The organism is Streptomyces sp. Qhu_M48 (genome assembly GCF_051305195.1).
Taxonomy (GTDB): domain Bacteria; phylum Actinomycetota; class Actinomycetes; order Streptomycetales; family Streptomycetaceae; genus Streptomyces.
Map to the genome: position 1 here is coordinate 674,186 of NZ_CP195432.1, position 25,332 is coordinate 699,517.

Genomic DNA, 25,332 nt, shown 5'->3' on the forward strand with positions numbered 1-25,332 from the left:
GGTGGGCGACCACGTCGCCCGCCGCCCGGGCCCGCGCGGCGGCGGTCACGTCCGTCAACCGGCCGCGGGTACCCGTGGAGCCCGCCGCCCGTCCCCGGACGGTCGCCGTCGCGACCCTCAACCGGCCACAGGCGCCCGTGGAGCCTCCCGCCCGTCCCCGGACGGGGGCGGCCGCCCCGGCCGCCAACCGGCCGCAGACGCCGACGGCGTCCACCGCCCGCCCCCGGGCGGTCACGTCCGCCTCTTCCGTCCCCTCCGCCCCCGTCCCTCCGTGGAGCACCCCTCGATGAGCCTCCCCGTCCCCCGGCCCATCTCGGTCGCCGAGCTCGATCTCGACGCGCCCGACGGGCCCGTCCTCGGCTTCCGGCCCGCGCCCGGCGGGCCGCCCGTCGTGCCCGGTGACGTCTACGCGCTCGTACGGCTCCGGGGCCGGCCCGCCGCCACCGTCGTGGGCGCCTACGCCGAGGGCGAGGACCCCGCCGAGGTGCTCGCCGCCCTCGCCCGGCCGCGGCTCGCGGCGGCCGGGACACCCCGCACCGCCGCCGAACACCTCGCCGCCGAGCGCGCCGTCGCCGAAAGCGCCGGAGCCGAGCGTCCCGCCGCCGAGCGCGCCGACGCCGAACGCCTCGCCGCCGAAAGGCCGGAGGGCCGCGCGGAGACCCGCCCCGCCCCGCCCCGCACCTCCGTCGTCGTCGCGACCCGTGAGCGGCCCGAGCAGCTCGCCCGGGCCCTCGACTCGCTCCTCGCCCAGGACCACCCGGACTTCGAGCTCGTCGTCGTCGACAACGCGCCGCTCACCACCGACACCCACGCGCTCGTCACCCGGAAGTACACCGACCGCGTCCGGTACGTCCGGGAGGACACCCCCGGTCTCGCCACCGCCCACAACACCGGCCTCGCCGCCGCCGGGGGAGCCGTCGTCGCCTTCACCGACGACGACGTGATCGCCGACCCGCACTGGCTGACCGCGCTCACCGAGCCCTTCGCCGCCGACCCCGGCCTCGGCTGCGTCACCGGACTGATCCTGCCCGCCCGGCTGCGCACCCCCGCCCAGATCCTCCTGGAGTCGCACGGCGGTTTCGCCAAGGGCTTCGCGCCCCGGGTGTACGACCCGGCGCTGCCGCCCGCCGACGAGCCGCTCTTCCCGTTCACCGCGGGCAGCTTCGGCTCCGGCGCCAACATGGCCTTCCGGACCGAGGCGCTCCGCACGGCCGGCGGCTTCGACCCGGCGACCGGCACCGGGACCGCGGCGAGGGGCGGCGACGACCTGTACGCCTTCGTCGCCGTCCTCTCCGCCGGCTTCCGTCTCCGCTACACCGCCGAGGCCCTCGTCTGGCACCACCACCGCGACACCTGGCAGGACCTGCGGAACCAGGCGTACGGCTACGGCGCCGGCCTCACCGCGTACCTCACCGCGACCCTGGTCCGCCGCCCCCGTCTGCTGCCCGCGCTCCTCGCCCGGCTTCCGCGCGGCCTCGCCCACGCCCGGACCATGACCGCCCAGCGCGGCGAGTCCCCCGAGGGCGGCGCCGTCCCCGGCGAGCACGGCACCCACCACCATCCCTGGCCTCGCAGCCTCTCCCGACTGGAGCGACGCGGCATGCTCTACGGCCCGATCGGATACGCGAAGGCCCGCGCGCGGTCCCGGCGGGGGAGGGCGGCCCGATGACGAACCCGCCCGGCCCCTCCCGGACCCCCGGCCCCTCCCGGACGTCCCTCCGCTCGCGGACGCCCGGCCGTTCCCGCGTACCCGTCGGCACCCGGATACCCGTGCTCCTCTACCACGCCGTGATGGAGGACCCGCCGGCCTGGATCGCCGAATTCACCGTCTCGCCGCGGGAGTTCGCCTCCCAGCTCGACGCGATCGTCGCCAGCGGCCGTACCGCGATGACGGTGGGCACCCTCGTCGGGCACCTCGCGGCCGGTACCCCGCTGCCGCCCCGGCCCGTCGTCCTCACCTTCGACGACGGCTTCGCCGACCTCGTCGGGCCGACCGCCGAGGCGCTCGCCTCCCGCGGCCTGCCGTCCACCGCGTACCTCACCACGGGCGCGATCACCCCCGGCCGGCCCTGTCTGCTGCCGCCCGCGCCGATGATGACCCTCGCGCAGGCGCCGCGCCTGGAGCAGTACGGCATGGAGGTCGGCGGCCACACCGTCACCCACCCGCAGCTCGACACCCTCGCGCCGAACGCCCTGCGGCGCGAACTGCGCGATTCGAAGGTGGCCCTTGAGGACGTCCTCGGGCACGGGGTGCGGCACCTCGCATACCCGCACGGCTACAACAGCCCGGCCGTCCGGCGGGCCGCCGCTGCCGCCGGGTACACCTCGGCGGTCGCCGTCCGGCACGCGCTCAGCTCCGAGAAGGACGAGGTCTTCCGCATCGCGCGTCTCATCCTGCGCCGGAGCCACACCGTCGCCGACGTCGAGCGGTGGATGGAGGGGCACGGGGCGAAGGCCGCGCCCTACCCGGACTCGCTGCCCACCATCGGCTGGCGGATGTACCGCAGGACCCGCACCCTGCTCAAGGGGCCCGGGTTCGCCGGCTGAGAACCCCCGCGATGATGGACAACTCCGGCGACCGATCCGGGTGTTGAATGTGTGAACAAAACCGGAGTACCTTCCTGTACTTCGCCGAAAGGGGCAGTTCGTGGGGGGAGAGGCCGTGCAGCATGAGGTGCCCGCACCGGTGGCCGACCGTGGGGTCGGGTCGGGGCGGGAGGTCAAGGAGCCCGCGCCCGCGCGCGCCCCGAGCGCGGCCCGTCTCACCTCCGCGCTCCGCTCCCCGGACGCGCTCAACCTGGCACCGCTGCTCGTCGCGGCCGCGCTCTGGTTCTGGGCCCTGCCCCGGATCGACTTCCGGAACATCGCGGAGTTCGGCCTCCTCGACCGCTTCCCCCTCACCTTCTACGCCGCTCTCACCATCCTGACCTGCGGCTTCGTCCTCACCCTGCGCCGGGCCGGCACCGCGCCGCTCTGGCCCGCCACCTACTGCGCGGCCATGCTGTTCGCCCTCAAGGCGCCGCCCGCGATCCTCTACGACAACGTGCGCTACGCCTGGGCGTCCAAGCACGACGCGATCATCAGCAGGCTGCTCGACCAGGGCACCGTCCGCCCCGGGACCGAACTCTCCGGCGGGATGTCCGCCTACGACCAGTGGCCCGGCTTCTTCTCCCTCGACGCGGCCCTCGTCCGCGCCTTCGGCGTCGACGCCGCCGCCTCCTTCATCAACTGGGCCCCGGTCGCGCTCGGTCTGCTCACCGTTCCCGTCCTGATACTCGTCTACCGCACGTTCAGCGACGACTGGCGGCTCGTGTGGACCGGCGTGTGGATCTTCCAGCTGGCGAACTGGGTGGGCCAGGACTACCTCTCGCCGCAGGGCTTCTCGTACCTGCTCTACCTCACCGTCTTCGCCGTCGTCGTCCGGCACTTCGTGCTCCCCGGCTCCGCCGGCACACTGCGCGACCGGAGCATGCTCGATCCGGCGGCCCCGGCCGTGCCGCCGCCCACCACCACCCGCCAGCGGGCGATCGCCGTCCTGATCCTGCTGCCGGTCATCGCGACCATCAACGCCAGCCACCAGCTGACCCCGATCATGCTGTGCGCGACGCTCTTCGCCCTCTGCCTCACCCGCCGCTACCGCAACATCGGGCTCCTCGTCACCGCCGGCCTCGTCGCCCTCGTCTGGAACCTCACCATGGGCCGGGAGCTCTTCCTGGAGACCCTCGGCACCCTGAAGGAGAAGGCCGGCGACCTGCTCGGCAACTCCCGCCCCGGCTTCGCGGGCGACCCCACCGGCCCCGGCCCCGAGCTCGTCGGCAGCGCCAACATCCTGATGGTCCTCGCCCTCGGCGGCCTCGCCTGCGCCGCCGTGATCCTGCGCCGCAAGCTCGTCCGCAGCGCCCTGCCGCTGGTGCTCGCCGCCGCCGCCCCGCTGCCGATGTTCGCCGTCAACGACTACGGCGGCGAGATGATCTTCCGGGTCTACCTCTTCGGACTGCCCGGCTCCGCCTTCTTCGCCGCCGCCGCGCTCGTCCCCGCCGCCGGGGCCACCAGCCGCGCCGCCGTGATCGCCCGCCGCGCGACCGCCGTCGCCCTGCCCGTCACCCTCGTCGCCATGCTCGCGGGCTTCCTGCCCTCGTACTACGGCAAGGAGGGCATGCACTACGCGCCGCCCGGCGAGACCGCGCTCACCCGCCGCGCCTTCGACCAGGCGCCCGAGGGGTCCCTGATCCTCGCCGCGACCGGCGCCTTCCCCGACGCGTACTACCGCTACGACCGGTACGAGCGCTGGTTCTTCACCGAGCAGGAGGTCGACGAGAACCTCCGCATGCTGAAGGACCCGGCCGGGTACCTCGCCGGCGGCATCCCGGCGGACCGCCCCGCGTACGTGATCCTCACCCGCACCCAGGGCGAGGCCGTCATCGGCGAGGGCTACCTCCCTGAGGGCGGCTTCGACACCCTCAGGAGCGCGCTCGAGAAGTCCCCCCTCTTCCAGGTCGTCGAGGAGAACACGTACGGCGTCGTCCTCCGCTACCGGCCCACCACCGGCGGCTGACCGGCCCACCACCGGTGGCCGCACCGCCGCCGATCCCGCCGCCGACGGGCGGACACCCGCCGAGCGCCCCTGTCGCCACCGCACGCCGCAGCCCACCCGCCGCAGACCACACGCCCGAGGAGTAGGTACGCCATGGCCCACCCACGCCTGACCCCGCGAGTCCAGCGCAGAGCCGCCCTCGCGGCCTCCGGATGGGTCGCCCTCGCCGCGACCGCGTTCCCCGGCGGCTCCCCGCTGCGCTGGATCCCCGTCCTCGCCTTCGTCGTCCTCGCGCCCGGCCTCGCCCTGCTCCTCCCGCAGCCGATGGGCCTGCGCCCCGGCGCCCGCCTGGAGGCCCTGGCGCTCGCCGCGCCCGTCAGCCTCTCCGTGGCCACCCTCGTCGCGACCACCCTGTTCCTGACGAAGGCGTTCTCGCTCACCGTCTTCCTGGTCGTCCTCGCCGTCTTCGTGAGCGGCGCCGCCCTCCTGCCCGGGGTGCCGCTGCCGGCCGCCACGCGCGGCGCCGTCGAGCGCGAGGGCACCCGGCCCTCCCTGCTGCGCAAACGAAGGACCGGTGGGGGCGGATGACCGGCCGCCACTCCAGGGGCGGTCCCTGGACCCGTCTCGCGGTCGCCCTCGCCGCCGTCGGGGCGCTGACCGCCGGGATAGGGGTCTGGTCGACCCTCGCCGAGGGCGACGACGACCGCTGCACCCCCGACGCCACCCTCGTCGCCCCGTGCGGGGCCTGGTGGGGCGCGTACATCCCGTACGACGAGGACAGCTCGCTCACCCGGCCCGTGTACGCCTTCGAGAAGAAGATCGGCCGCAAGCTCGACCTCGTCTACACGTACCACGACATGTCCGGGAGCAAGGCCGACGGCGAACTGCTCACCCCCGACGAACGCGAACTCGGCCGCGAGCGGCTGCTCATGCTGGCCTGGGAGTCGACGGTGTGGACGGAGAAGCACCACGCCGACTGGACCGAGAAGCAGCTCGGCTGGAAGAACATCGCCGCCGGGAGGTACGACGCCTCCGTCATCGACCCGCAGGCCCTGCGCGTCAAGGAGTACGGCAAGCGGGTCTTCTTCTCCTTCGACCAGGAGGCCGACTTCCGCATCCCGGAGGGCGCCGGGACCCCGGAGGAGTACGTCGCCGCCTACCGCCACGTCCGCGAGCGGTTCGAGAAACTGGGCGTCACCAACGTGGTGTGGGTGTGGACGGTCTCCGGCTACCTCGGCAACGCCGACCTGATGAAGCGGCTCTACCCCGGCGACTCGTACGTCGACTGGATCGGCATGGACCAGTACAACTACTACCTCTGCCACAAGTCGCCGAACTGGCTCGACTTCGACAAGAGCCAGCGCCCCAGCTACGACTGGATGCGGAAGAACATCTCCGCCGACAAGCCGATCATGCTCTCCGAGTTCTCCACCGCACCCGACCCGAAGAAGCCGGAACGGCAGCGCGACTGGTACACCGCGATCCCGAAGGTGGCACCGACCCTGCCGAAGGCGAAGGCGTACGTGCACTGGAACCGCGCGGTCCCCGGCCCCGGCTGCGACCTGACCATCGACTCCGGTCCCGGTCTGGAGGGCTACCGCACCGCGGGCCAGGACCCGTACTTCCGGCAGGACGTACCGAACCGCTGACCCGTCCGGCGCGGCTCAGGGCCTTCCGCGGCCCGACGTCAGGCCGCGGAAGGCGCACACCGCCATCGTCCCCCCGGCCAGGCCCAGGAAGAGCGGCAGCGGGGCGGTGGCGAAGGCCTGCTGCCCCGCCCATCCCGCCCAGACCAGCACCCACACCACACCGGCCGTGACCCGCGCGCCCACCCCGACCACCCGCAGCAGCACGGCCGCGAGCAGCAGACACAGCGCCTGGAGCGCGACGGGCGCCACGGCCCGCTCCACCCCTTCGCCCAGGAGCGCGGCGCCGGGACCGGCCGCCTCGGCCGGCCGCAGGCCGAGCAGCGGCGGCGCCGTGTGCAGCGCGAGGAAGGTGGCCAGCACCACCGTCCCGGCGAACGCGGGCCGGAAGACGCGGAGCCCGACGGCGGCGCCCTGGAGGGCGACGAGCAGCAGCCCGGCGAGGAGCGTGACCGGCGGCAGGGCGGCGAGCAGACCGGTCCCGGAGAGCCGGGCCACGTCCAGCTCGCCGGAGTGGGCGAGCGGGAACCAGAAGAGCCCGGCCGCCAGGCCGAGCAGCAGCCACAGCCAGGTCGTCCACCGGTCCGAGCCGTCCGCGCCGTCCGTCGCCCCCGGCCGTGCGGCCGACGCCGCCGCGGCCGTGGCGGGCGGGGGCGCCGGCCGGCCCGCGGGGCCGTCACCCGGTTCCCTGGGTACGAAGACGGGGATGCCGAAGGCCGGCGTCATCGATTCGTGCGCCCCGCGCAGATAGGCGCTCTCCCGCGCCCAGTTGGTGCCGTACCCGTCCTCCGCGCGCGGCTTCGCCCGCTCGGCCGCCCGGGGCCGCTCCACCGGTGCGCGCCCCTTGAGCGCGGCCCGCAGACCCGGCGCCGACACCGCCGCCATCAGCGTCATCGAGGCGAGGACGGCGAATCCGGCGCCCGAGATCCCCACGGGCCCGAGGAGCAGGGCCGCGCTGCCCAGGACCAGGACGCACATCGCGCCCTGGAGGACGGCGAGCACGCCCGTACGCCCCTGGACGCGCAGCACGCCGATGTACAGCTCCACCGCGACCCGGGGGAGCGCGGCGGCGGCGAGCAGCCGGAGTACGGTCGTGCCGTGCTCGGCGTACTCCGGGCCGAACGGCGCCAGGATCACCGGTGCGAGCACGACGAGGACGAGGACGACCGGGACGAGCAGCAGCGCCATGCGGCGCAGCGCGCCCCTGACCCCCTCGGCGAGGGACTCGGGGCTGTGGGAGGCGTGGGCGGTGAGCGAGGAGGCCATGTTGATGGCCATGAACTCCATCGTGCCGCCGACGGTGTAGGCCGTGTAGAAGAAGGCGTTGTGGGCGGCGTCGAAGCGGACGGCGACCATCACCGGCAGCAGGTTGATCATGGCGAGGCTGAAGAGCGCGCCGACGGAGTCGCCGGCCATGAACCGGCCGATCTCGCGCAGGCTGGGCGGTTCGCGGTCCCGGTCGGCGCGGGCCTGGCGGGGGATGAGCCGCCGGAAGACGAGCCAGGCGAGCGGGATCACGGAGAGGGCGATCGCCGCCGACCAGGAGACGAAGACGCCGAGCACCGGCAGGGCGGCGGCGAGCAGCACGAGCAGGACGAGCTTGCCGAGCGAGAAGACCGCGTTGCCGACGGGGACCCAGATGGCCCGTCTCAGTCCGGTGAGGACGCCGTCCTGGAGGGTGAGCAGCGCCCAGCCGACGCAGGAGGCGGTGAAGAAGATCCCGGCGGACAGGGTGCCGAGCGGGGCGTACGAGGGCCCCCACCAGTCGATGGTGAGCAGGAAGACGCCGCAGGCGACGGCGACCACCACGGTGCTGACCAGGTACATGCGCAGGACGAGCGGCCCGGTGGCGCGGCCTGCCCGGGGTACGTACCGGACGACCGCGCCGATCATGGTGGTGGCGGTGAGGGAGGCGAGCAGGCGCTGGGCGGCGATGGCGGCGGAGCCCTGGCCGACGGCCTCCTCCGAGTAGTAGCGGGCGGCGATCAGCCAGAAGCCGAGGCCGAGGGCGGCGGAGACGCCGGTGGAGAGCATCAGGGCGTAGGCGTTGCGGAACATGGAGTTCTCGCCGGGGTCGGACCCGGAGTCTGGCCCAGAGTCTGACCCCGGGTCGGACCCGGAGTCGGCGGCGTGGCCGGAGGCGGGTCCGGAACCGTGGCCGTCGCCGGAGCCGCCGCTGTCACGGTCCTTCGCGCCGGAGCCCTCGCCGTCGTCCCCGCCGCCGTTCCTCGCCTCCGTGGGCGCGGGCGTCCCGCCTGCCGCGGGGTCCGCCTCCGGACCCCGCTCCTGCCCGCGCAGCCGTACGGTGTCGGTCACCGGGCGCCACCGAGGGCCTCCGAGGGCTGCGCCGGGCGGATGCCGGCGCCGCGCAGGACGGCGAGGACCTCGTCCGCGCGGCGCGGGTCCACGGGCAGGGCGTGCCGGGCGAACCAGGCGGCCGGCTCCGGCGCGGGGGAGAGGTCGGTGAAGACCCCGCCCGCGTAGCTGTCGAGCGGCGGGTCGTAGAGGTAGCCGGTGGTGATTCCGCGCCGGGCGAGGGCGGCGGCGGCCGCGTCCCGGTCCGTGACGAGCAGCGGCACCCGGAAGAGCGGCTGGACCGGCTCGGGGGAGGTCGCCGTGACCTTCGGCGTGCCGTACTCCGCCGCCGACAGCCGGGCGGTGCCGGCCCGGTGGGCGTCGAGGACGCCGTCGAGCCGGGCGAATCTGCGGGTGGTGCGGCGGAGCCTGCCGGTGCCGGGCCGCAGCCGGTAGTCGTGCATGTCGACGCGGACCCAGGAGTGGAAGGGTTCGAGCGCGGGCGCCGCCGGGAGGGCCCGCTCCAGCGCGTCGGCGCGGAGCGGCATCCGTATCTCCTCCCGTTCCTCCAGGCCGAGCAGCCGTACGGCGGCGCGCGCGGCCCCGACCAGGCGCAGCCGGCGGGCGGTGGCCTCGGCGTACGGCCTGACCAGGTAGGCGAGTTCGGCGGTGGCGCGGGTCGGGTGCAGCAGCGCGTCCCGGGCGGCGGCGAGTTCGTCGCGCAGCGCCGGATCGGCGAGGGCGAGGAAGCCGCCCGTCTTGGCGGCGGTGTGCTTCGAGAGGCTGAAGACGGACGCCTCGCCGTACGTGCCGACCGGGCGTCCGTCGACGGTGGAGCCGATCGCGTGGGCCGCGTCCTCGATCAGCGGGATGCCGAGCCGGTCGCAGTGGGCCCGGAGCTCCGGTGCCGGGTCGGGGTTGCCGTACAGATTGGTCGTGAGGACGGCGGAGAGCCCCTGCCAGACGGACTCGGGCACGGCGGCCGTGTCGATCGACCCGTCGCGGGGGTCGAGCGGTGCCTGCACGGGGCGGAGCCCGGCGGCGAGGACGACGAAGAAGATGACGTCGTCGTTGACCGGGGACATCAGCACCCGGCCGCCGGGTACGCACCAGTGGCGCAGCGCGAGATAGAGACCGAAGCGGCACGACGGCACGTAGAGGCACTCCCTGCCCCCGAGCCTGCCGCGCATGCGCTCTTCCAGTTCCGCGTACGCAGAGACCATGTGAAATTCCCCCCTGAACCCCCGGGCCAATGTGGCCCAATCCGGACGGCGCGTCAACAAGGCCCTCCGGTCGTGCGGAAGGGCCCGTCCCGGGTCCGAAGACCGTGAACGGGCCCTTTCCGCAGCCATTTTGTCGGCTCGGGGGAGGTGGTGGAGGTCATTCCTCCAGAGTCAGGCCCCGGCGCAGCCTGGCGAGCGTCCGGCCGAGCAGCCGGGACACGTGCATCTGCGAGATGCCGAGCTCCGTGCCGATCTCCGACTGGGTCATGCCGGAGACGAAGCGGAGGGAGAGGATGTGCCGCTCGCGGGAGGGCAGCGAGGCGATCATCGGCTTCAGGGAGGCGATGTACTCGATGCCGGTCAGGCCGTGGTCCTCGTAGCCCAGCCGGTCGGCGAGCGCGGTCTCGCCGCCCTCCTCCTCGTCGGGCTGCGCGTCGAGCGAGCTCGCGGTGTACGCGTTGCTCGCCGCCATGCCCTCGACGACCTCCTCCGGGGCGATGCCGAGCTCCTCGGCGAGCTCGGCGACGGTCGGGGCGCGGTCGAGGCGCTGGGCGAGCGCGTCACCGGCCCTGGCCAGGTCGAGCCGCAGCTCCTGGAGCCGGCGGGGCACGTGTACCGACCACGAGGTGTCGCGGAAGAACCGCTTGATCTCGCCGATGATCGTGGGCATCGCGAACGTGGGGAACTCGACGCCGCGGGCGAGCTCGAAGCGGTCGATGGCCTTGATGAGGCCGATGGTGCCGACCTGGACGATGTCCTCCATCGGTTCGCTGCGCGTGCCGAAGCGGGCGGCGGCGAACCTGACGAGGGCCAGGTTGAGCTCGACGAGGGTGTTACGGACGTACGCGTGGTCGTGGGTGCCCTCTTCGAGCTCCGCGAGGCGGGCGAAGAGCTGCTTCGACAGGGCCCGTGCGTCGACCGGTCCGATGCGGTCGAGGGGCCGGCCGGTGAGCTGGTCGGCGAGCTCGCCCGGAAGTCGGGTGGCATGGCCGGCGGGTTGGGTGGGCAGATGGTCGAGGGGGACTGCTGCCGACGGCGCGTCGGGGGTACGCGGGGCGTCGAGCCGGGGTGACATGGGTCTCCTTCGTGGTGCTTCCGCTGCGGTTTGCGGCGCCTCCGAAGCCGGTCGTATCGGGTGTTCCCTCCTAGCCCTACCTGGTCGGCACCGGGGCTCGCAAGTATCGACAATCCGTTTTGTCCCGTTACGGGGTAAGCCATATGTGCGCGGGAGGCCCCCTCGCTTGTAGGGTTCCAGGCACGTCAGTCGGCACGCGAGAGCGAAAGAGGCACGGCCATGGACCGCGAGAACATCGGCAGCGCGCCGCCCGCGCGGCTGCGGGTCGAGGTGCGGACCGTGGAGGAGAGTGAACTCCTCGCGCCGGTGGGTGAGCTCGATCACCACACCGCCGAACTGCTCCGCACCCCCCTGGACGACGCGCTCGACGCGGGCCGGTCACGGCTGGTCGTCGACTGCTCCGGCCTGGAGTTCTGCGACTCGACCGGACTCAACGTGCTCCTCGGTGCCCGGCTGCGGGCGGACGCCGTCGGCGGCGGGGTCCATCTGGTGGCGATGCGGCCCGCCGTGGCCCGGGTGTTCCACATCACGGGCGCGGAGGCCGTCTTCACCGTGCACGAGACACTCGCCACAGCCCTTCCCGGCTGAGCCCCGCCCGGCCCCGGCTCCCGGCCCGGGGCCACCGCACCGCCCGCACGTCCTGCCCCTGTCCCGTCGATCGGTGAGGTGAAGCGCTGATGGACCAAGCTTCCGACGTCCGTATGCTCGCCCTCGGCGAGAGCAGCGGTACGGTGCCGCTCGCCCGCGACTTCACGCGCTCCGCGCTCCACGACTGGGGCTGGCTGCCGGCCGCCACCGCCGACCGCAGGGCCGCCGCGGAGGACGTCCTGCTCGTCGTCTCCGAACTCGTCACCAACGCCTGTCTGCACGCCGAGGGCGCCGAGCGCCTCCGCGTCCTGCGCCTGCCCAAGGTCCTGCGCCTCGAAGTCACCGACCGGGGCGCCGGCGCCCCCGCGCCCCGCACCCCGCACCGCTCCGGCCGCCCCGGCGGCCACGGCATGTTCATCGTCCAGCGGCTCTGCCTCGACTGGGGCATCGAGCGCACCCCCGGCGCCCCGGGCAAGACGGTCTGGGCCGAACTCGCCTCACCCGCGTAGAGCGCTCGCCGCGCACGCGTAGGCCGCTCGCCGTGTACGTGTAGGCCGCGCACGCGTAGGCCGCGCACGCGGAGGGCCGCTTGCCGCACCTTCGTAACCCGCGTCACCGCGCACGCGCACGCGTAGAAGCGCTCGCCGCACGTTCGCGGCCCGCTCGCCGCGCCCTCGCGGCCCGCTGACCCTCACCTTCGAGGCCCGCTCGCCGCGCCCTCGCCGCCGCTTCTCCGCGCCCTCGCGCCCCGCTCGCCGCGCCCGCGCGGGGCGGTGCCGGAGTCGTCCCAGGACTTTCACCGTCCCTCTTCTTCCCTCCGCAAGGGCTCAGGCGTACCTTGACGCCCAATCTGAAAGACCGTCAGTTATGTCGCGGTGAGGGGTGTTCGGGGTGTCCAAGGTGACCGACCGGAGGAGAACGGCCGCCGCGCTCGCGGCCGCGGTGACGGGCGCGGTCGTCCTGGCCGCCGCCCCGGCCGCCCAGGCGGCCGTCGTCGACGTGAACTACGCCTGCGAGACGAAGATCGGCCCCAAGGGCGCCGTCTCGCCCGTCGACATCAAGGCCGTCAGGGACGGCAGCGCGTACACGATCACCATGTCGTTCGAGAAGGGGGTCTCCGACAGCCCCGTCGAACTCCCCAAGGGCGTCATGACCCCGCGCGCCGAACTCGTCCTCGGCGGCGCCGACTCGGGCACCGTCAAGGTCAAGGGGACCCCGAACACGGCCGCCATCCCGCCCGACACCCCCATCAAGATCGGCACCCTCACCGGCACGTACACCCCGAAGAAGAACGGCAAGGTCACCTTCACGGCGGGAACGCTCACCGTCCACGCCCTCGGCATGGACGCGGCCGTCTGCACCCCGAAGAACAACCCCGGGCCCGCCCTCGCGCTGGAGGTGACCGGCGTCTCCGGCGGCTCCGACACCCCGCCGCCGTCCTCCGGCGGCGAGGAGACCCCGCCCGCCGAACTGCCCAGGACCGGCCCGCTCGACTCCGCCGTCGCCCTCGGCACCCTCGGCGGCACCGTCCTGCTGACCGGCGCCGCCGGAGTCCTCTGGCTCACGCGGCGCACGGCACGCTGATGCGGGCGGCGGCGCGCACCGGGCTCCTGGCCGCCGCGACCGCCCTCCTCGGCGCGGTCGCGGCGGCGCCCCCCGGCGCCCAGGGCTGGACGGCGGCGCCCGCCGCCGGACGGCCGTACGCCTATCTGGAGGGCCCCGCGGGCAGCGTCCTCCAGGACACCCTGTCGGTCACCAACCCGGGAACGAAGCCGCTCACCGTGCGGCTCAGCGGACAGGGCGCGCCCGTCTCCTTCGCCGCGCCAACCGTGACCGTGCCCGCCAGGACCCGGGCGGACGTGCCCTTCGCCGTGACCCTCACCGCCGACACCCCGCCCGGCGAACACCGGGGAGCGGTACGGGCCACGGCGGCCGGCCGCGAGGTCCGCGTCGACCTGCGACTCAGGGTCAGCGGCCCGAGGCTCGCCGCCCTCACCGTCGAGGACGTCCACCTCGACACCGCGACCGGCGCCCTCAGGTACACCCTGGTCAACCGGGGCACCACGGTCCTCGCCCCGCACCTCGCGGTCCACGCCGAGGGGGTCCTCGGCACCCTCCTCGACCGGCCGGGCCGCCCCCTGCCGCTCACCCTCGGGCCCGGCGAGCGGGCCACCCGGACCGAACCCTGGCCCGACCCGCCCGCCCTCGACTCCGTCACCGTCCGGCTCACCGCCACCGCTCCGGGCGCCGCACCCGCCACCGGCCGGGCCGAGGCCTCCTTCGCCTCCGGCCCGGCGCTCACCGCGGCGGCCGGCCTGCTCCTGGCGGCGGCGGCCGGCTGCGGACACGCGCTGCGGTGGCGCGCGAGGTCCCGTACGCAGCGAGCCCCGGGGGGAGCGACACCATGACACGACACGGGACGACGAGGTGGGCGCGCGCGGCCGCGGCCCTGCTCTGCGCGCTCGCCCTCGGCCTGCTGCCCGCCGCCCCCACGGCGGCGGCCCCCGGCCCCGCCGTCGAACTCTCGCGGGCGGAGGGCGGCAAGGGCGGCGAGATCACCGTCAGCGGCAGTGGCTGGAAACCGGGCGCGCTGCTCATGCTCCTGATCTGCGGCCAGGCCGCCCCCGGCAAGGGCGTCATCGGCGGCACCAACTCCTGCGCCAACACCGAGGGCAGGGCCGCCACCGTCGACGCCAGGGGCGGGTTCAGCGCGAAGCTCCCGGTCGCCGAGCCGCCCAAGCCCTGCCCCTGCGTCGTGCACGTGGCCGGGGTCACCGGTCAGCAGGACGCCGTGGACCGGGAGTTCACCGTCGCCGGCCACCCCACCGCCCCGCTCCCCGAGGCCTCCGGCGACGGACGGCTCGCCGTCCTCGCCGCCGTACGCCTCGACGGCTCCGGCTCGCTGCTGACCTGGTTCGGGGCACCGCCCTCCCGGGAGATCGTCTTCACCGTCGGCAACCTCGGCTCGGGCCCCGTCAAGGACCCCGTCTTCCAGGTCGGCACCAGCCACGGCGTCTTCGCGCCGCGGTACGAGGAGCGCCGGTGGCGCGGCACCGTCCAACCCGGCGGGAAGGCCCTCGTCCGGCTTCCCGTCGAACTCAGCGCGGGCGCGCACGGCGACTACCAGGTCTCCGTGCGGTACGCGGGCAAGGTCCTGGTCGAGCAGCCGTGGGGGGTCGGCCGGCCGTGGGGCGTGACGCTCTTCTGGCTGCTGCTAGCGATCGTCGTGCCGGCGGCGCTCTTCCGGATCGGCATGGCCGTGGTGGACCGCACCCGCCCGGCGACGGGCCCCGCCGGACGAGGACCCCGACGGGGACCGGCACCGGGGCCGCGGCCCCGCCCCCTGGCCCGTCTGCGCACCCGTGCCCCCGAGCCCGCCCGGCGGGACCCGGGGGACGACGAACCGACCGCGGTCCTGCCGTGGTTCAGTCCTGACTCCGCACCGTCAGCCCCAGAGAGCAGCCCGACGACGAAGGGACATGCGTGAGTACGCAACGGAGGATGAGCGCGGCCGGAGTCGCGCTGATGCTCGGCGGCGCGGGGATCCTGATTTCCGCCGGCCCCGCCCAGGCCGCCGAGGTCTCGTACAGGACGGAGTGCATCCCGCCGTCCATCTCCGGACTTCCGCCCGTGCAGGGCACGACGAAGGTGCTGATCACCGCACCGGCGGAGGCCACGGTCGGCGACGAGGTCGAGATCGTGTGGAAGACGGTCCAGGCCGCGTCGAAGAACCCCGACGTGCTCGACCTCGGAGCGAACACGGTCAAGCCGACCGGCGTCCTCACCCTGGGCGGCGCGGCGACCGGCACCGTCGCGATGGAGGGACCGCGGCAGAACCCGCCGGTCCCCAAGAACAGTCCGATGCCGCTGCCCGAGATGAAGGGGAAGCTGAAGCTGGACAAGGCGGGCGAGATCACCCTCACGCCCGACAAGTACACGATCAACGTGTCCAAGCCGCTGTCGACGGACACGAAGTGCGCGCCCAAGGAGACGGTGCCGGTCGCCGCGACGATCAAGGTGACGGCGGAGGGAGGCACGAGCTCCGGCGGTACGACCACGACCTCCGGCGGTACGACGACGTCCGGTGGTACGACCACGACGTCGGGCGGTACGACCACGACCTCCGGCGGTACGGCGTCGTCCGGCGGTTCCACGGCCACCGGGGGCGCCACCGGCGGAGGCTCGAACAACACCGGCGGCTCCGCGACCTCCTCCTCCGGCGGCACCGGAGGATCCTCCGGTTCGGGCTCCGGCTCCGCCTCGGGCGGATCCTCCGGCTCCGGCGGCGGCTCGGGCGGCCGGACCGACTTCCCGGGCAAGGAGGTGGCGGTCGCCTTCGGCTGCCAGGCCCCCGGCCCCGACGCCATCAACGGCAAGGTGACCATCGACGCCAAGAAGAACGGCGCCTCCTACGAGCTCACCGTGAAGACCGCCAAGGGCGTCATGAACAGCCCCGCGGCCCTTCCCAAGGGGGCGCTCAAGGGCTCCATGGCCGTGAGGATCGGCGGAGCCGACAGCGGCACGGTGAAGGTCACCGGCCCTCCGAACCCCACCGACCTGAAGCTGGGCGACCCGGTGAACCTGCCGGACATGAAGGGCACGTACAAGCCCGGCGCGACCGGCAAGTCGACCCTCAGCCCCGGGACGCTCACCATCACGGTGACGCTCGGCAGCTCCGAGATGCAGATCCCGTGCCAGGTCAAGGGCGCTGCCGACGTCTCCCTCGAACTGGACACGAGCAAGCAGGCCGGGGGCGCGTCGGGCGGCTCCGACGGCGGCACGGGCACGACGGGCTCCGGCGGCGCGAGCGGTTCCGGCGGCTCCGACGGCGGGAACCTCGCCGAGACCGGCGCCGAGGCCGACGGCGCCCTGCGCGCCCTCGCCCTCGTCGCGGGAACGGTGATCCTCCTCGGCGGCGCTGTGTTCACCTTCACCCCGTGGGCGCGGCTGAGGCGCTGACGCTCCGGGAGACGGCGGAGGGCCGCCGCACCGATGCGGTGCGGCGGCCCTCCGTGCGTACGCCAGGCCCGTGAGGCAGGCCCGTGGTGCAGGGGTCAGTGGACGCCGCCCATGAGCCCCTGGACCTTCTTGCGGTACATGTAGATCGCGAAGCCGGCCAGGACGGCCAACGAGGCCTCCATGGCGATGATCCCCGTGCCGTTGAGGTCGACACCGGCCAGCGAGAGCAGACCCGTGGTGCAGTCGCCCGCGGTGACGGCGAGGAACCAGACACCCATCATCTGGGACGCGTACTTCTGCGGCGCCATCTTCGTCGTGACGGAGAGGCCGACCGGGGAGAGGCAGAGCTCACCGATGGTCTGGATCATGTAGATCGAGACCAGCCACATCGGGGAGACCTTGTCGCCGCCGCCCGCCATGTTCATCGGGACGATGAAGACGAAGAAGGACGCGCCGACGAGGACCAGACCCATCGCGAACTTCACGATGGTGTTCGGCTCCTGGTTCTTGCGGGCCAGCCACAGCCACAGCCACGCGAAGACCGGGGCGAGCGCCATCACGAAGAGCGGGTTCAGCGACTGGTACCAGGTGGCCGGGAAGCCGAAGCCGAAGACGGTGTCCGCGGTCTTGTCGTCCGCGAAGAGCGACAGCGTCGAGCCACCCTGGTCGTAGATCATCCAGAAGACGGCGGCGGCGACGAAGAACCAGATGTAGCCGGTCATCTTCGACTGCTCGGTCTTGTCGAGGTCCTTGTCGCGCTTGATGCGGACCAGGACGGCGACCGGGATGATCAGACCCGCGAGGGTGATCGGGACCAGCGCCCAGTTCAGGGTGTACATGCCCAGGGCCACCACGACGCCGTAGAAGGCGGCGACGAGGACGGTGACCAGGGTGGCCTTGACCAGGATGCCCTTGCGCTCCTCGGGGGAGAGCGGGTTCGGGACGATGTTGCTCTTCGGGCTGAGGCTCTTGGTGCCCATGAGGAACTGGACCAGGCCCAGACCCATGCCCAGCGCGGCGAGCGCGAAGCCGAGGTGCCAGTTGACCTTCTCGCCGACGGTGCCGACCACGAACGGCGCCACGAAGGCACCGAGGTTGATGCCGACGTAGAAGAGGGTGAAGCCACCGTCACGGCGCGGGTCGTCCGGGCCGTCGTAGAGGTGGCCGACCATCGTGGAGATGTTGGCCTTGAGGAGACCCGAGCCGGCGGCGACCAGCGCCAGGCCGACGAAGAACATCGCCTGGCCGGGGAGCGCGAGCGAGGCGTGGCCCGCCATGATCACGAAGGCGGCGATGGTGACGGTCTTGCGGGCGCCCCAGACGCGGTCGCCGAACCAGCCGCCCGGCATGGCCATCAGGTAGACCATCGACACGTAGACGGAGTAGATCGCCGTCGCCGTCGCCGCGGTCATGGCGAGGCCGCCACCCTGGCTGCCGGTCGCGGCGTCCGCGCCGCCGGAGACCAGGTACAGAACGAGAAGTGCCCGCATGCCGTAGTAGGAGAAGCGCTCCCACATCTCGGTCATGAAGAGGGTGGCCAGGCCGCGGGGGTGGCCGAAGAACGTCTTCTCGGAACCGGGGGTTCCGGCGGAAGCCGTCGTCAGGCTGGACGCCATGTCGATCCTTGCTCTGTCGGGACGCGCGCCTTGTGAGCGTGGAGCGCCCGGTGGGGGAGGCCGGCACCGGCGGATCCTTGGTCGGAGCCCGCCGGGATCCACGCCCCGGGATACGCGTCTTCGCGTCCCGGAACCCGGCCCACAGGTCATTCACTGTCCTCAAGGGTCGGCTGGGCCGACCTCACGCAGAAAGAGGACCTTGGCCCGCGAAGCTGGCCAAAGGTCCCCGATTACCGCGTCAGACGTCTCGCCACCATACGACACGACAGTGGCGGATATGGAAGGACTTGAGAGATGGATCACAGGTGAAATTGCAACCACGGAAGCGTATTCGAAGGTCATGCGCGCGATACCCGCAAGATCCCCAGGGGTCACTCCATGCACTCGGATCATGCCCCGGTCGCCCACCCGTGCGGACTACCATCACCCCATGACCCGTGTACTGCTCGCCGAGGACGACGCCTCCATCTCGGAACCGCTGGCCCGCGCCCTGCGGAGAGAGGGGTACGAGGTCGAGGTCCGCGAGGACGGCCCCACCGCCCTCGACGCCGGACTCCAGGGCGGAGTGGACCTGGTCGTGCTCGACCTGGGCCTGCCCGGCATGGACGGCCTCGAGGTCGCCCGGCGGCTGCGCGCCGAGGGCCACGCGGTCCCGATCCTGGTGCTCACCGCGCGGGCCGACGAGGTCGACACCGTCGTCGGACTCGACGCGGGCGCCGACGACTACGTCACCAAGCCCTTCCGGCTCGCCGAACTCCTCGCCCGGGTCCGGGCCCTGCTCCGGCGCGGCTCCACCGAGCCCGCCGTCGCCCCCTCGACCCACGGCGTGCGGATCGACGTCGAGTCGCACCGCGCCTGGATGGGCGACGAGGAGCTCCAGCTCACGGCGAAGGAGTTCGACCTCCTCCGCGTCCTGGTCCGGGACGCCGGCCGGGTCGTCACCCGCGACCAGCTGATGCGCGAGGTCTGGGACACCACCTGGTGGTCCTCCACCAAGACCCTCGACATGCACATCTCCTGGCTGCGCAAGAAGCTCGGTGACGACGCGGCGAACCCGCGCTACATCGCCACCGTCCGAGGCGTCGGCTTCCGCTTCGAGAAGAGCTGACGCGGCCGCTTCGGGCAGAGCCGACGCGGGTCCCCCGGGCAGAGCCCACGCGGCCGCTTCGGGCAGAGCCGGCCCCAGGAGAGAACGAGAGTCACCGTGCGCCGCCGTCTCATCAACTCCACGCTCGCCGTGGTGCTCGTCGTCATCGCCGTCTTCGGCGTCTCCCTCGTCATCGTCGAGACCCGCACGATCTCCAGCAGCGCCCAGGAGAGCGTGGACCTGGAGGCGCTGCGGATCGTCTCCATCGTCGACAGCCGTCTCATCGGCGGTGAACCGGTCAACCCGGACATCCTCTCCCAGCAGAGCGGCGCCAAGCGGTACGCGCAGATCCACATCCCCGGCCGCGACACGATCGAGATCGGCACCCGCCCCGAGGGGAACGTCACCCGCGGCGTCGCCGAGGGCGAGCGCGGCGAGACCGTCGTCGTGGAGGAGTCCCGCTCGGCCGTCACCGCCGAGGTCGGCCGCACCCTGATGATCATCGGCGCGGTGGCGCTGCTCGCCGTCATCGCCGCCGTCCTCCTCGCCGTACGGCAGGCCAACAAGCTCACGTCCCCGCTCACCGACCTCGCCGAGACCGCCGAGCGCCTCGGCTCCGGCGACCCGCGCCCCCGGCACAAGCGGTACGGGGTCCCCGAGCTGGACCGGGTCGCCGACGTCCTGGACGCCTCCGCCGAGCGGATCGCCCGGATGCTCACCGCCGAGCGCCGGCTCGCGGCCGACGCCTCGCACCAGCTCCGTACGCCCCTCACGGCCCTCTCCATGCGGCTGGAGGAGGTCGCCCTCGCCGACGACCTGGACTCGGTCAGGGAGGAGGCGACGATCGCGCTCACCCAGGTCGAGCGGCTCACCGACGTCGTCGAGCGGCTGCTGACGAACTCCCGCGACCCCCGGACCGGCTCCGCCGTCGCCTTCGACCTCGACGAGGTCGTCAAGCAGCAGATCGAGGAGTGGCGGCCGGCCTACCGCAGCGCGGGGCGGGCCATCGTCCACTCGGGCAAGCAGGGGATGCGGGCCGTCGGCACCCCGGGCGCGGTCGCCCAGGTCCTCGCGGCCCTGATCGAGAACTCGCTCATGCACGGCGGCGGCACGGTCGCCCTGCGGACCCGGGTCACCGGCAACCAGTCGGTGATCGAGGTCACCGACGAGGGCCCGGGCGTCCCGGCCGACCTCGGCGCGCGGATCTTCGAGCGGGCGGTCAGCGGCCGCAGCTCCACGGGCATCGGCCTCGCGGTCGCCCGCGACCTCGCGGAGGCGGACGGCGGCCGCCTGGAGCTGCTCCAGCAGCAGCCGCCGGTCTTCGCGCTCTTCCTGAGCCGCGAGGTCAGGAGCCTCTCGGACGAGCCGTCGGAGCGCCCCGTACGGTGACGCGCCCGCCCCGGTCGGAGCGCCCCGTACGGTGACGCACTACGGCCCCAGGACGTGCCAGAGCCCCAGGACGTGCCAGAGCCCCAGGACGTGCCAGAGCCCCGGGACGTGCCAGAGCCCCCGGCGGGGCCGGGGGCTCTGGCACGGACGGGGGCCGGAAGCGGCCCCGAACTCAGACGCGGTCGGGCTGGCGGCGGGTCGCCTGCCGCGGGGCCTGCTCCAGGAACGATTCGGCGGTCTGCACCGCCTCCTTCGCGGGGAGCGTGCGGAAGACCCAGCTGCGGTAGGACCAGAAGCGGAACAGCGTCCCGACCCCGATCCCGAAGAACTTGAAGACGTTGCTGGCCAGCGGGCCGTCCCAGCCGAAGCCGTACGTCGCCGCGTAGAGGATGCCGTTCTCGATGATCATGCCGACGATGCTGAACAGCAGGAAGAGCGACATCTCCTTCGTGCGGCCGGACTTGTCCCGGTCGCTGTACGTGAAGTAACGGAACCCCACGTAGTTGAAGGCGATCGCGACCACCGTGGCGATCAGGCTGGCCCGGACCATCGGGATGTCCGTGGTGCCGCGGACCAGGTTGAAGACGCCGAGGTTGACCAGGACGCCCAGACCGCCCACTACCCCGAACTTGGCGACCTCCCGGACGAGCCGGTCGAGTCGCGTGCGCAGCGCGCCGGGTTCACTCATGGTGATGGCTCTGTCCCGTCCGTCCGGATGACGTCCGGGCGACGTCAACCCAACCATGCTAACCAGGCGACCTGTCACCCGCCCGGGTAGCACGTAAACCATCCGAGAACCCGGCCCCCACCTGCGGTGTCCTTGTGGCAAACGACAGCCGGACGAGTGTTCCCGGATGGTGCGGATACCCTAAGAGGGTGACGTTTCCGGTAGTCGGCATGGTCGGTGGCGGTCAGCTCGCCCGTATGACCCACGAGGCGGGCATCCCCCTCGGCATCAGGTTCAAGCTCCTCAGTGACACCCCGCAGGACTCGGCGGCCCAGGTGGTGAGCGAGGTCGTCATCGGCGACTATCGCGACCTGGCTACGCTGCGTGACTTCGCGCGCGGATGTGACGTGATCACCTTCGATCACGAGCACGTCCCCACCGAGCATCTGCGGGCCCTGGAAGCGGACGGCATCCCCGTCCGCCCGGGGCCCGACGCGCTGGTGCACGCCCAGGACAAGGGGGTGATGCGCGCGAAGCTCGACGAGATCGGCGTGCCGAGCCCCCGGCACCGCATCGTGGCGGACCCCGAGGACGCGGCGGCCTTCGCCGCCGAGGTCGGGGGCTACCCGATCATCCTCAAGACCGTGCGCGGCGGCTACGACGGCAAGGGCGTCTGGTTCGTCCGTACGCCCGAGGACGCCCGCGACCCCTTCCGCGCCGGCGTCCCGGTCCTCGCCGAGGAGAAGGTCGACTTCGCGCGCGAGCTCGCCGCGAACATCGTCCGCTCCCCGCACGGCCAGGCCGTCGCCTACCCGGTGGTCGAGTCCCGTCAGGTCGACGGGGTCTGCGACACGGTGATCGCGCCCGCGCCGGACCTCGACGACGAGCTCGCCGGCCAGGCGCAGGAGCTGGCGCTGCGGATCGCCAAGGAGCTGGGGGTCGTCGGCCACCTCGCCGTCGAGCTCTTCCAGACCACGGACGGCCGCATCCTCGTCAACGAACTGGCGATGCGCCCGCACAACTCCGGCCACTGGACCCAGGACGGCGCGATCACCTCGCAGTTCGCCAACCACGTCCGCGCGGTCCTCGACCTGCCCCTCGGCGACCCGCGCCCGCGCGCGCCGTGGACCGTGATGTGCAACGTCCTGGGCGGCGACTACCCGGACATGTACTCCGCGTACCTGCACTGCATGGCCAGGGACCCCCAGCTCAAGATCCACATGTACGGCAAGGACGTGAAGCCCGGCCGCAAGGTGGGACACGTCAACACCTACGGCGACGACCTGGACGACGTGCTGGAGCGCGCCCGTCACGCCGCCGGCTACCTGCGAGGAACGATCACCGAGTGAGCAGCACGAGCCCCGCCACCGCCACCGCCCCCGTCGTCGGCATCGTCATGGGATCCGACTCCGACTGGCCCGTCATGGAGGCCGCCGCGCAGGCCCTGGACGAGTTCGGGATCCCGTACGAGGTCGACGTCGTCTCCGCCCACCGGATGCCCCGCGAGATGATCGCGTACGGCGAGGAGGCCGCGGGCCGCGGCCTCAGGACGATCATCGCGGGCGCGGGCGGCGCCGCCCACCTGCCCGGCATGCTCGCCTCCGTCACGCCGCTCCCCGTCATCGGCGTGCCGGTGCCGCTGAAGTACCTCGACGGCATGGACTCGCTGCTCTCCATCGTGCAGATGCCCGCCGGTGTGCCCGTCGCCACGGTCTCCGTCGGCGGCGCCCGCAACGCGGGCCTCCTCGCGGCCCGGATCCTCGCCGCGCACGACCCCGAGCTGCTCGGCCGGATGCGTGGGTTCCAGCAGGAGCTGAACGACCAGGCGACCGAGAAGGGCCAGCGGCTGCGGGCCAAGGTCGAGGGCGCCGAGTCCTTCGGCTTCGCCAGGTGAGCGCCGCCGAGCGTCTCGCCGAGGCACGCGACCTGCTCGCCGCCCACCCCGTCGTGGACGGTCACAACGACCTGCCGTGGGCGCTGCGCGAGCACGTCCGCTACGACCTGGACCGCATGGACATCGGCGCGGACCAGACCGGCGCGCTCCACACCGACCTCGCCCGGCTGCGGGCGGGCGGCGTCGGCGCCCAGTTCTGGTCGGTGTACGTGCCCTGCGAGCTGACCGGCGACAACGCGGTCAGCGCCACCCTGGAGCAGATCGACATCGTCGACCAGCTCCTGGCGCGGTACGCGGGCGACCTCGCCCCCGCCCTGACGGCGGACGCCATGGAGGCGGCCCGCGCGGAGGGCCGCATCGCCTCCCTCAAGGGCGCAGAGGGCGGCCACTCGATCAACAACTCCCTCGCCACCCTGCGCGCCCTGCACACCCTCGGCGTGCGCTACATGACGCTCACCCACAACGACAACAACGACTGGGCGGACTCGGCGACCGACGCGCCCGGCGTCGGCGGGCTCTCCGCCTTCGGCCGGCAGGTCGTCCGCGAGATGAACCGCTGCGGCATGCTGGTGGACCTCTCGCACGTCGCCGCCACCACCATGCGGGACGCGCTCGACGCCTCCGCGGCGCCGGTGATCTTCTCGCACTCCTCGGCCCTGGCGGTCTGCGACCACCCGAGGAACGTGCCGGACGACGTCCTGGAGCGGCTCCCCGCCAACGGCGGCGTCGCCATGGCCACCTTCGTGCCCAAGTTCATCCTCCCCGCCGCCGTCGACTGGACCGCGCGGGCCGACGAGAACCTGCGGGCGCACGGCTTCCACCACCTCGACACCACCGCCGAGGCGATGAAGCTGCACCGGGCCTTCGAGGCGGAGAACCCGCGCCCGATCGCCACCGCGGCCACGGTCGCCGACCACCTCGACCACATGCGCGAGGCCGCCGGCATCGACCACATCGGCATCGGCGGGGACTACGACGGCACGGCCTTCACCCCGGCCGGGCTCGACGACGTCGCCGGCTACCCCAACCTGATCGCGGAGCTCCTGCACCGCGGCTGGTCGCACCCGGACCTCGCCAAGCTGACCTGGTCCAACGCGGTCCGCGCGCTCCGCGACGCGGAGGCGGTCTCGCGCGATCTGACGGGCCGTACGGCGCCGTCGAACGCGACGATCGAGACGCTGGACTCCCCGGTCTCCCCGGGGGCCTGAAGACCCGTACGGGCCCGCGCGCGCCGCACCGGACGGCGTACTCCGCCGCGCCCCGCACGGGGCCGCGCGCCTCACCCGGACGGCGTAGCCCGCCGCGCCCCCGCACGGGGCCGGTGGCACGGTGGACGGTACTGCCCCGCCGCATTCGCGGGGCGGTACTGCATCACCGAGTTGGAGTAAGACCATGGCGGACCTGCTAGACGACCATCCCCACCTCTCCACCGTCCCCGCTGCCGCCACCGGCGAGCCAGTCCCTCCCGAGCCGCCCCCGCCGCTCGACGAGACCTCCCGCGCCCGCGCCATCCTGGCCGCCCAGCCCGTCACCGAGGGACACACCGAACTGCCCCGGTCCCTCGACCCCGAGGACCTCCCGCCCGTCCGGGCTGCGGAGGCCGGAGCCCAGTTCTGGTCGCTCCACGTCGACACCGACGAGGGGGTCGTCGGGACCCTGCGGCGCATCGACGCCGTCCGCGCGCTCGTCGCCGCCTGCCCGGAGGACCTGCGCCTCGCGCACACCACCTCCGAGATGGCCCACGCCCGCAACTGCGGCCGCGTCGCCGCTCTGCTCGGCCCGGTCAGCTGGACCGCGCTCGGCGGCAGCGCCGCCACCCTGCGGGCCTACCACGCCCTGGGCGTACGGGCCGTGAACCTCACCCGCTTCGACCGCTTCGCCCGCGAGGCGGTACGGGAGATGAACCGCATCGGCCTGGCCGTGGACCTCTCCGGCGCCGACCAGGACACGGTCCGCCGCACCCTCGCGGTCACCCGCGCCCCCGCCCTGCTGACCCGGGCGGCCCCGGAGGGCCTCCCCGACGACGTCCTCGGCCTCCTCGGGGAGAACGGCGCCGTCCTCATGGTCACGGTGACCGACGACCCGGCCGCCGTCGCCGACGTCCTCGACCGGGTGCGGGCGGAGGCCGGCCCGCACTGTGTCGGCGTCTCCCACACCACCGCCCCGGCCCTCGGCCACGTCCCGCTCTTCGCGGAGCTGCTCCGCCGGGACTGGCCGGCCCAGGAGCTGGTCGGCCTCGCGCACGGCAACCTGACGCGGGCGCTGCGGGAGACGGAGTTCCTGGCGCGGACGAACCGCATCAGGCCGGCGGCGGCCTGACCACCAGGGGGCGCCGGAAGGCGCCCCCTGCCCCCTACGC

22 protein-coding genes are annotated in these 25,332 nt (G+C 73.5%); 17 read left to right on the plus strand and 5 right to left on the minus strand.

Annotated elements, in window-relative coordinates:
* Positions 1-286 precede the first annotated feature (286 nt).
* From ACRRSS_RS03405 to ACRRSS_RS03425, 5 genes are all read left to right on the plus strand, one after another.
* Positions 287-1,669 (plus strand): glycosyltransferase, encoded by a 1,383-nt coding sequence (locus ACRRSS_RS03405; protein ID WP_435969735.1) that lies wholly within the window; start codon positions 287-289, stop codon positions 1,667-1,669.
* A 101-nt stretch (positions 1,670-1,770) separates the two neighbouring features.
* Positions 1,771-2,547 carry a polysaccharide deacetylase family protein gene (locus ACRRSS_RS03410; protein WP_435975239.1) on the plus strand — a complete coding sequence of 259 codons (777 nt, stop codon included), beginning with the start codon at positions 1,771-1,773 and terminating at the stop codon, positions 2,545-2,547.
* A 115-nt stretch (positions 2,548-2,662) separates the two neighbouring features.
* Positions 2,663-4,555, plus strand: a complete 1,893-nt coding sequence (locus ACRRSS_RS03415; RefSeq protein ID WP_435969736.1) for a hypothetical protein — start codon at positions 2,663-2,665, stop codon at positions 4,553-4,555.
* Between the two features lie 132 nt (positions 4,556-4,687).
* On the plus strand, positions 4,688-5,122 hold the full coding sequence (locus tag ACRRSS_RS03420) for a hypothetical protein (protein WP_435969737.1): 435 nt from the start codon (positions 4,688-4,690) through the stop codon (positions 5,120-5,122).
* Positions 5,119-6,183: a glycosyl hydrolase gene (locus tag ACRRSS_RS03425; protein WP_435969738.1), complete on the plus strand. Its 1,065-nt coding sequence runs from the start codon at positions 5,119-5,121 to the stop codon at positions 6,181-6,183. The genes ACRRSS_RS03420 and ACRRSS_RS03425 overlap by 4 nt, the downstream gene beginning before the upstream one ends.
* A gap of 15 nt (positions 6,184-6,198) precedes the next feature.
* On the opposite strand, the gene ACRRSS_RS03430 is transcribed toward ACRRSS_RS03425, so the two are convergent.
* From ACRRSS_RS03430 to ACRRSS_RS03440, 3 genes are all read right to left on the minus strand, one after another.
* Entirely contained in the window at positions 6,199-8,496 is a 2,298-nt protein-coding gene (locus tag ACRRSS_RS03430) for a lipopolysaccharide biosynthesis protein (protein WP_435969739.1), read from the minus strand.
* Entirely contained in the window at positions 8,493-9,698 is a 1,206-nt protein-coding gene (locus ACRRSS_RS03435) for a DegT/DnrJ/EryC1/StrS family aminotransferase (protein ID WP_435969740.1), read from the minus strand. The genes ACRRSS_RS03430 and ACRRSS_RS03435 overlap by 4 nt, the downstream gene beginning before the upstream one ends.
* Before the next feature lie 157 nt (positions 9,699-9,855).
* Positions 9,856-10,773, minus strand: coding sequence for an RNA polymerase sigma factor SigF (locus tag ACRRSS_RS03440; RefSeq protein WP_435969741.1), 918 nt, complete (start codon positions 10,771-10,773; stop codon positions 9,856-9,858).
* A 219-nt stretch (positions 10,774-10,992) separates the two neighbouring features.
* Here ACRRSS_RS03440 and ACRRSS_RS03445 point away from each other — a divergent pair, with 219 nt between their 5' ends.
* The 6 genes from ACRRSS_RS03445 (at position 10,993) to ACRRSS_RS03470 (ending at position 16,320) form a co-directional block, all read left to right on the plus strand.
* A complete protein-coding gene (locus ACRRSS_RS03445; protein WP_435969742.1) occupies positions 10,993-11,361 on the plus strand; it encodes an STAS domain-containing protein in 369 nt (122 codons plus the stop codon).
* 89 nt (positions 11,362-11,450) lie between these two features.
* A complete protein-coding gene (locus tag ACRRSS_RS03450) occupies positions 11,451-11,870 on the plus strand; it encodes an ATP-binding protein (protein ID WP_351908591.1) in 420 nt (139 codons plus the stop codon).
* Between the two features lie 391 nt (positions 11,871-12,261).
* Positions 12,262-12,945: a peptidase gene (locus tag ACRRSS_RS03455; RefSeq protein ID WP_435975240.1), complete on the plus strand. Its 684-nt coding sequence runs from the start codon at positions 12,262-12,264 to the stop codon at positions 12,943-12,945.
* The gene (locus ACRRSS_RS03460) at positions 12,945-13,769 is read left to right on the plus strand and encodes a COG1470 family protein (RefSeq protein WP_435969743.1); all 825 of its coding nucleotides are present in this window, start codon (positions 12,945-12,947) and stop codon (positions 13,767-13,769) included. Before ACRRSS_RS03455 ends, ACRRSS_RS03460 begins: the two co-directional genes overlap by 1 nt.
* Positions 13,766-14,848 (plus strand): hypothetical protein, encoded by a 1,083-nt coding sequence (locus tag ACRRSS_RS03465; RefSeq protein ID WP_435969744.1) that lies wholly within the window; start codon positions 13,766-13,768, stop codon positions 14,846-14,848. Before ACRRSS_RS03460 ends, ACRRSS_RS03465 begins: the two co-directional genes overlap by 4 nt.
* Positions 14,849-14,862: 14 nt before the next feature.
* Positions 14,863-16,320, plus strand: a complete 1,458-nt coding sequence (locus ACRRSS_RS03470) for a hypothetical protein (protein WP_435969745.1) — start codon at positions 14,863-14,865, stop codon at positions 16,318-16,320.
* Between the two features lie 95 nt (positions 16,321-16,415).
* Here ACRRSS_RS03470 and ACRRSS_RS03475 read toward each other — a convergent pair whose 3' ends face one another.
* A complete protein-coding gene (locus ACRRSS_RS03475) occupies positions 16,416-17,936 on the minus strand; it encodes a peptide MFS transporter (protein WP_435969746.1) in 1,521 nt (506 codons plus the stop codon).
* Positions 17,937-18,366: 430 nt separating this feature from the next.
* On the opposite strand from ACRRSS_RS03475, the gene ACRRSS_RS03480 reads away from it, so the two are divergent.
* Together ACRRSS_RS03480 and ACRRSS_RS03485 are read left to right on the plus strand one after the other, a co-directional pair.
* Positions 18,367-19,044: a response regulator transcription factor gene (locus ACRRSS_RS03480; RefSeq protein ID WP_435969747.1), complete on the plus strand. Its 678-nt coding sequence runs from the start codon at positions 18,367-18,369 to the stop codon at positions 19,042-19,044.
* Positions 19,045-19,140: 96 nt separating this feature from the next.
* A complete protein-coding gene (locus ACRRSS_RS03485) occupies positions 19,141-20,412 on the plus strand; it encodes an ATP-binding protein (RefSeq protein WP_435969748.1) in 1,272 nt (423 codons plus the stop codon).
* 172 nt (positions 20,413-20,584) lie between these two features.
* On the opposite strand, the gene ACRRSS_RS03490 is transcribed toward ACRRSS_RS03485, so the two are convergent.
* Positions 20,585-21,100: a GtrA family protein gene (locus ACRRSS_RS03490; protein WP_435969749.1), complete on the minus strand. Its 516-nt coding sequence runs from the start codon at positions 21,098-21,100 to the stop codon at positions 20,585-20,587.
* A 188-nt stretch (positions 21,101-21,288) separates the two neighbouring features.
* On the opposite strand from ACRRSS_RS03490, the gene ACRRSS_RS03495 reads away from it, so the two are divergent.
* The 4 genes from ACRRSS_RS03495 to ACRRSS_RS03510 all read left to right on the plus strand — a co-directional run bounded on the left by ACRRSS_RS03495 (position 21,289) and on the right by ACRRSS_RS03510 (position 25,292).
* Entirely contained in the window at positions 21,289-22,428 is a 1,140-nt protein-coding gene (locus ACRRSS_RS03495) for a 5-(carboxyamino)imidazole ribonucleotide synthase (protein WP_435969750.1), read from the plus strand.
* 47 nt (positions 22,429-22,475) lie between these two features.
* The gene (gene purE / locus ACRRSS_RS03500) at positions 22,476-22,973 is read left to right on the plus strand and encodes a 5-(carboxyamino)imidazole ribonucleotide mutase (protein WP_435975241.1); all 498 of its coding nucleotides are present in this window, start codon (positions 22,476-22,478) and stop codon (positions 22,971-22,973) included.
* Positions 22,970-24,181 (plus strand): dipeptidase, encoded by a 1,212-nt coding sequence (locus ACRRSS_RS03505; protein WP_351910584.1) that lies wholly within the window; start codon positions 22,970-22,972, stop codon positions 24,179-24,181. Before purE ends, ACRRSS_RS03505 begins: the two co-directional genes overlap by 4 nt.
* 184 nt (positions 24,182-24,365) lie before the next feature.
* A complete protein-coding gene (locus tag ACRRSS_RS03510; protein WP_435969751.1) occupies positions 24,366-25,292 on the plus strand; it encodes a membrane dipeptidase in 927 nt (308 codons plus the stop codon).
* Positions 25,293-25,332: the final 40 nt, after the last annotated feature.